The sequence below is a fragment of the Curtobacterium sp. B18 genome (assembly GCF_000333375.1).
GTDB lineage: Bacteria > Actinomycetota > Actinomycetes > Actinomycetales > Microbacteriaceae > Curtobacterium.
Map to the genome: position 1 here is coordinate 1 of NZ_BACZ01000130.1, position 2,359 is coordinate 2,359.

Here is a 2,359-nt window from a genome sequence, read left to right on the forward strand (position 1 = left end):
CTCGGTGGGGCTCCCGCTTCCCGTTCGTCACCGTGCGCGACCAGGTCGCGGTGCAGGCGCAGCTCGCCGACCGGCTCGGCATCGACACCTTCGCCGCCGTCGTGGGCGGGTCGATGGGTGGCATGCACGCGCTCGAGTTCGCGGTCACGCACCCGTCGCGGGTGGCGCGCCTCGCCGTCCTGGCGAGCACGGCGCAGACGACGGCCGACCAGATCGCCGCGAACTCGCTGCAGCGCGCCGCGATCCAGATGGACCCCGCGTTCGCCGGCGGCGACTACTACGAGGCGGACGCCGGCGAGGGGCCGCACCGCGGGCTCGCGCTCGCACGGCGGATGGCGCTGATGACCTACCGGGCCTCGGACGAGTTGAACGGCCGGTTCGCCCGCTCGTGGCAGAGCGACGTCTCACCGCTCGGCGACGACGGCCGCTTCTCGGTCGAGAGCTACCTCGACTTCCACGGCAACAAGTTCACGCGGCGGTTCGACGCGAGTTCGTACGTCACCCTCACGCACGCGATGGACTCGCACGACGTCGGTGCCGGGCGGGGCGGTGTCGCGGCGGCGCTCGCGCAGGTGACGGCGCGCACGCTGGTGGTCGGGGTGTCGAGCGACCGGTTGTTCCCGATCGAGGACCAGCACCGCATCGCGGCCGGTGTGCCGGACGCCCTCGACGGTGACCGTGCGGCGGTCATCGAGAGCGAGTTCGGGCACGACGGGTTCCTCATCGAGCACGAAGCGATCGGCGCGCACCTGCGGCGGCTGCTCGACTGAACGACGGGCGACGGGGTGCGCACCGCCCGCGCACCCTCGCGCACCGCCCGCGCACCCTCGCGCGCCGTTCTCATTGCAGCCGCCATAACAATCGCGGCACCATCCGGTCGGACCGGGCGCGCCGAACACCCCCCAACGGGTGTCGCGCGTGGAATGATGGCGTGGTGCCCAGCCCGAACCAGGCTCGGCCTTCCCTCCGCACCACCGCCACGACCAGGACACCGATGGACTTCATCGCACAGGAACGCGACCGCTTGCTCCGGTCGACGACCCGTGTCGTCGGCATCGTCTGCGCCCTCGTGTCCGTCGTCGCGGTCATCTGCGCCCTCGCGGTCCCGGTCGTCCCGCTGCTCGGCGGCCTCGCCTGCATCGCGATCATGATCGCCGGGTTCCTCGTCCTCGGGTGGAACGCCTCGGTGTGGTGGACGGCGCTCATCCTGGCCTCCGGCCTCGGCGCCCTCGCGCTCCTGCTGCTCGGCGTCGACGACGTGGCACGCCCGGTGATCGCCTCGGCGGTGATGCCCCTCGCCGCCGGCAGCATCTCGGCGCCGCTGATGTCCCAGCGCGGCAACCCCGTCGGACTCGGGATGACCATCCTCGCCGGGGCAGCGGTCGTCGTCGCCATCGTCTGGGCGAGCGGCGGCATCCTCGCCGCCCCGGTCACCGGTGCGCTCCTCGGCTGGGTCCTCATCACGGTCGTGACCATCTGGATCTCCCGGAGCATCCCGCGTGTCGCCCGACGGATCTACAGCATCGGCACCGCGCACCGTGCCGAACGGCAGGCCAGCGAGACCGAGGCGCAGCGTCGACAGGGCGCCCGACTCCTGCACGACACCGTGCTCGCCACGCTGACGCTCCTCGCGCACTCCGGCGTCGGCGTCTCCGAGCAGGCGATGCGCGAGCAGGCAGCCGAGGATGCGCGCCTCCTCCGCCACCTCCGGCTCGGCGCGACGCCGCAGCCGCAGCAGTCCGGGGACTACTCGCTCACCCGCGAAGAGGAGTCCCCGCTCGGGCAGACGCTCGAGTCGGTCAAGCAGCGCTTCGGCCGCATGGGCCTCGAGGTGAGCTGGCACGGCACCGGGCAGGTCCTGCTGCCGTCGAACGTGCTCGACGCCTTCCTGCTCGCGCTCGGCGAGTGCCTCGAGAACGTCCGCCGCCACGCCGGCGTCGGCGAGGCGCACGTCACGATCGTGCACGACAACGAGATGGTCCGCGCGATGGTCACCGACTCGGGCGTCGGCTTCGACCTCACGCACGTCAGCGCCGAGCGCCTCGGCTTCAAGGAGAGCGTCGTCAACCGCCTCCGCGAGGTCGGCGGCGACGCGAAGCTGTTCTCCGCGCCGGGCTCCGGCACCACCGTCGTCCTGGAGGCACCGCGATGAGCCGCATCCCCGAGGACACCATGAGCGCCGGACTCCCCGGCGAGACCGTGCAGCCCGCTCCGCGGACCCGACGGGAGGCGCGGGAGCGGTACCGGGGCAGCGAACGTCGACAGGCGCGCGGCCTCCCCTCCACCTCGACCGGTGCTCGGTCGCTGCGGCAGGCCGCCAAGCCCGGTGCCTCGCTCGGCGCCGGATACCTGGGGCTCG

3 protein-coding genes are annotated in these 2,359 nt (G+C 72.9%); all 3 read left to right on the top strand.

All coding sequences use genetic code 11. The annotated features are described in order from the left end of the window. Window positions 1–770, top strand: a 770-nt coding sequence (locus I5E_RS03530) for a homoserine O-acetyltransferase family protein (RefSeq protein WP_022905777.1), incomplete at its 5' end; no start/stop codon positions are given. Between the two features lie 224 nt (window positions 771–994). After that, on the top strand, window positions 995–2,152 hold the full coding sequence (locus I5E_RS03535; protein WP_022905778.1) for a sensor histidine kinase: 1,158 nt from the start codon (window positions 995–997) through the stop codon (window positions 2,150–2,152). Further along, the coding region (locus tag I5E_RS03540; protein ID WP_031261381.1) for a hypothetical protein at window positions 2,149–2,359 on the top strand (211 nt) is incomplete at its 3' end. The genes I5E_RS03535 and I5E_RS03540, both read left to right, overlap by 4 nt.